This is a genomic window from Streptomyces glomeratus, from assembly GCF_021462825.1.
Classification (GTDB): domain Bacteria; phylum Actinomycetota; class Actinomycetes; order Streptomycetales; family Streptomycetaceae; genus Streptomyces; species Streptomyces glomeratus.
This window is the reverse complement of the sequence record NZ_JAKEEB010000083.1, coordinates 1-4,238: the sequence shown is the minus strand read 5'-3', so window position 1 is coordinate 4,238 and position 4,238 is coordinate 1. Positions and strand designations below refer to the sequence as shown.

The window sequence follows — 4,238 nt, the reverse complement described above, 5'->3', positions numbered from 1 at the left end:
ATCACGCGGGGAGGCTGCCCTCATCACCGCGCAGACAGTTCTCGATGTCATTCGTTGGAGGGGTGGTCCGGCAAGACCGCCCCTGACGTGCCAGCAGCCAACTACACTCCCGACGATGCCTCTGCCCAGGCCAGATAGCAAAACGCTGCTGGAGTACTAGGACCTGTCCGGCCGATCTTGGAACTCTACGAGAGTGGACGCCGGCCCTCCCGCTACGGCAGCTTGGTAACGCTCGTCTACCAGGCGAACGAACACACGGTCACGGCGATCGCCCGCTTCCATGGTGCGACGCCACCCGGGTCCTTCGCGTTCCCACTGTTCCCGCGCGATCTCACTGCCGAAGTGCCCGTCGAGTCTCACGGCGCGCCCTGGCCGAAGGCGCTCGTCTATCCGGCGCGCGGCACCGCGACACTCTGGGAGCGGACCGCTCCCTCCCTCGACGTTCGGGCCACGCTCGCCGCCCCTGCTCGGACGCCCGCGGGCGCGACTGCTCACGGAACTGGCAACGCCCGCGAGCATCACACAGCTCTCCCGCAGCCTCGGCATGGCTCCCGGCGCTGTCGGCGACCACCTTGCCGCGCTGCGGGCGTCCGGGCTCCTGGCCCGGGCACGCGCCGGCCGCGCGGTGCCGTATCGCCGCACCGCGCTCGGCGACGCGCAGATCGAAGGCGCCGCACGACAGGTGTGACCACCGGCACGACGGCGGCCGGGATGGGCTTGGCCTGCGGCTGACGTCGCTTGTCGAGCAGGTGTGCGGGGTGCGACTATGCGGCTCGTGACAATCTCTTCAAGATCATCCTTTGGCAGTACAGCGCCGCTCTTCCGCTGGGTGGCCGCTGCCCGTAAGGCCCCCATCAGCCCGGCGAAGGACGTGGCCGACTTCCACCAGGGCGTCGAACTCCGCGTACGTGCACTGTTCGTCACGCCGGACAGCAGGATCAAGGCACAGTGGGGCGAGTTGCGCCTCTCGAACTCCGCGGACGCCGCCTGGAAGGCCAAGGTCGGCAAGGACGCGTTGACGATTCCGCTCGCCACCACCACGATCGCCCCCGCGGCCAAGCACATCTTCATGGGCACCGCCGCATTCGACCTCACGCTCGCCGACGGGAACGTGCAGCGCATGCGGGTCTACACCCGAGACGCCGGGCTGGTCACTGCCGTGTTCGGCAACGCAGTGGCCTAGTGGGACTCCGTTGGGTCTGTCTACCTGCAGCTTTCAGAGGCATGAGGAGACGCCTCCACCGGTGGCCACTACAAGGGTCCTGCGTCGGCCTCCGGCGCGTCGGGCCGACGGTGGGCCACTCGGGTGGTCCGCACGACATCGGTGCCCGTGAGCAGCGCGGGTCCGGGGGAGCGGCCCTGGGAGATTGTTCAATGGCGGCAGAAATCCGAAACGCCGGGTCGGGAGTGCGCTCACCGTCGTCGGTCGTGGACCTCCGAACCGGGCTGGGCCCGCAGCGTTTGTAGGGAGAATGCGGTGAGCAGCACAGATGCCCCGACGGCGCCATCCGGCCCCTATCTGGGCGCCGGGCTGCTGCCCGCGGACTTCTACGCCTATGAGGAACTGCTGTCGGACCTGGAGCGGGAGAGGCTCGAGCGCCTACGTGGGTTCCTCCGCACGCAGGCATCCCCGATCCTCAGTGACTACTGGGCCCGGAGCGAGTTCCCCCTCCATCTGATCGAGGGCTTCCGCGAGCTCGGTCTCTTGGCCTGGGCCGACCCGGACTCCTCGGAGCCCGTGTCGAGCAACCTCTTCGAGGGCTTCGTAGCCTTGGAGCTCGGCCACGTCGACGCGTCCCTGGCGACATTCTTCGGTGTGCATGCGGGGCTGGCCATGAGCAGCATCCTCACGCTCGGCTCCGAGGAACAGAAGCGGCGATGGGTGCCAGGAATGTGCCGCTTTGAGAAAATCGGTGCCTTTGGGCTGACCGAACCGCACGGTGGCTCCGATGTTGCTCGCGGCTTGTCGACGACCGCGCGCCGCGAGGGAGACGAATGGGTCCTCGACGGAGCCAAACGGTGGATCGGAAACGCGACCTTCGCAGACCTCGTCGTCATCTGGGCCCGCGATGTCGAATCCAGTCAAGTGCTCGGCTTTGTCGTGGAGAAGGACACCCCTGGGTTCACCGCGACGAAGATGAAGAACAAGATGGCGCTGCGGATCGTCCAGAACGCCGACATCGTGCTCGACGGCTGCCGTGTTCCGGAGGCCGACCGGCTGCGGCATGCGGAGTCGTTCAAGGCCACCGCCGAGGTCCTGCGCCGTATGCGCAGCACGGTGGCATGGGTGTCGGTGGGAGTGATGTTCGGCGCCTACGAGATTGCTCTGCAGTACGCCACGGAGCACCTGCAGTTCGGGCGCCCGATCGGCGGCTTCCAGCTTGTTCAGGACCTGCTGGCGAAGATGATTGGCAACGCAACGGCCTGCTGCGGGATGATGGTGCGCCTGGCCCAGCTCCAGGACGCCGGGGTGTTCCGGGACGAGCAATCCGCCCTCGCCAAGGCCTACTGCACCTCGCTGATGCGCGAAAACATGGGGTGGGCGCGGGAACTGCTGGGCGGCAACGGCATCCTTCTCGACTACAACGTCGGCCGTTTCGTCGCCGACGCGGAGGCCCTCTACTCGTACGAGGGCACACGGCAGATGCAGACCCTCATCGTCGGACGTGCCGTCACCGGCGGTATGAGCGCCTTCGTCAAGTAGAGGCTGACTCCCTTCGTCCGCCCGGAGGGCGGGGCGGGCGGGGACTGCCGGACAGGCCCTGGCTGCCCCGCAGGAAGACGCGGACCTGCCGGGAGACCGTGTCGTCGCTGAGCAGGTCGTTGTGGGCCGAGCATCCCGCGACGCCGGCATGATCCAAACGACACCCCGAGTAGAACTCCGTTAGGTCTGTCTGGTGGTCCTGGTTGGGGGCATGTGGGGGGTGTGGACGCATATGAAGTGAACCGTGCTCGGGCGAAGTTGGCGTTATTCGTGGCTTACGTGTTCGCGTCGGTACCGCGCAAGGATCAGCGGGCGAAGGGTGACTGTTATCTGCGGGGGCTGATGCTGGACGGGCGGCGGAAGTCGATCCAGCCGATGGCAGAGCGGCTGCCGGATGGCAACGAGCAGAATCTGCAGCAGTTCGTGAACCAGTCGACCTGGGATCCAGTACCGGTGCAGCGGCGGATCGCCGAGCGGATGGTGCCGCAGGTCAGCCCGGCTGCCTGGGCGGTCGATGACGTGTCATTCCCCAAAGACGGGAAGATGTCGGTGGCGGTCGCGCCTCAGTACTGCGGGGCGCTGGGCAAGCAGGCCAACTGTCAGGTCGCGGTGAGCGTCCACGCGGTCTCCGATGCCGCGTCCTGTCCGGTGCAGTGGCGGTTGTTCGTGCCCCAGGAGTGGGTGGACGATTCCGCACGGCGGCGAAAGACCGGGATTCCGCAGGAGATCGGGCACCGCGAGAAGTGGCGCCTGGCCTTGGACATCATCGATGAGCTGGCCGGATGGGGCCTTCTCCCGCCGGTGCTGGTGGCCGACGCCGGCTACGGTCAGAACGCCGACTTCCGCGACGGTCTGGAGGGCCGTGGCATCCGTTATGTCGTCGCCGTCCGCTCGGATGTGACCGCCCACCCGCACGACGCCGAACCGGTCACGCCGCTGTGGTCGGGCAACGGCCGCAAGCCGCAGCCCCGCTACCGCGACAAGCCGTCCCCGGTGGCCGCGCTGGCGACCGGCCATGGGCGGCAGGCTTTCACCGAGGTGACCTGGCGTGAAGGCTCCCGCGGACCGATGCGCTCGCACTTCCTGGCACTGCGGGTCCGCCCGGCCGGAGTCCGAGTCCGCCGCCTGGCCCGGGCCGCCACCGCGCGGGACGGCTGCTGGGACGGTGTCCTGCCCGAGGTCACGCTGCTGGTCGAATGGCCCGAAGGCGCCGAAGCACCCACCGGCTACTGGCTGACCAACCTGCCCGCATCCACCGCGGTGGCTGAGCTGGTCCGCCTGGCGAAGATCCGCTGGCGCATCGAGCACGACTACCGGGAACTCAAGCACGGCCTCGGCCTGGACCACTTCGAGGGCCGCTCCTGGACCGGCTGGCACCACCACGTCACCCTGGTCACCGCCGCCCACGCCTTCCTCACCGAACAGCGCCTAGTAGGACTCCGTTAGGTCTGTGTGTCGACCTTGTTCAGGGGCACCGTGAGTGTGTGGACGCACATGAAGTGAACCGTGTTCGGGCGACGTTGGCGTTATTCGT

The 4,238-nt window shown here is 67.7% G+C and carries 4 protein-coding genes; all 4 read left to right on the top strand.

Going from position 1 to position 4,238, the window contains the following annotated elements; translation table 11 throughout:
* Positions 1-544 precede the first annotated feature (544 nt).
* The 4 genes from LZ604_RS35300 to LZ604_RS35285 all read left to right on the top strand — a co-directional run bounded on the left by LZ604_RS35300 (position 545) and on the right by LZ604_RS35285 (position 4,150).
* Positions 545-688: a hypothetical protein gene (locus LZ604_RS35300; protein WP_234520306.1), complete on the top strand. Its 144-nt coding sequence runs from the start codon at positions 545-547 to the stop codon at positions 686-688.
* 141 nt (positions 689-829) lie between these two features.
* Positions 830-1,183 carry a hypothetical protein gene (locus LZ604_RS35295; protein WP_234520305.1) on the top strand — a complete coding sequence of 118 codons (354 nt, stop codon included), beginning with the start codon at positions 830-832 and terminating at the stop codon, positions 1,181-1,183.
* Positions 1,184-1,477: 294 nt separating this feature from the next.
* Positions 1,478-2,704, top strand: coding sequence for an acyl-CoA dehydrogenase family protein (locus LZ604_RS35290; RefSeq protein WP_234520304.1), 1,227 nt, complete (start codon positions 1,478-1,480; stop codon positions 2,702-2,704).
* A 222-nt stretch (positions 2,705-2,926) separates the two neighbouring features.
* Positions 2,927-4,150, top strand: a complete 1,224-nt coding sequence (locus tag LZ604_RS35285) for an IS701 family transposase (protein ID WP_234520303.1) — start codon at positions 2,927-2,929, stop codon at positions 4,148-4,150.
* Positions 4,151-4,238 lie beyond the last annotated feature (88 nt).

Excerpts from the sequence above, each read along its gene's own strand:
- LZ604_RS35300 (WP_234520306.1), top strand. The coding sequence starts at position 545 with ATGGCTCCCGGCGCTGTCGGCGACCACCTTGCCGCGCTGCGGGCGTCC.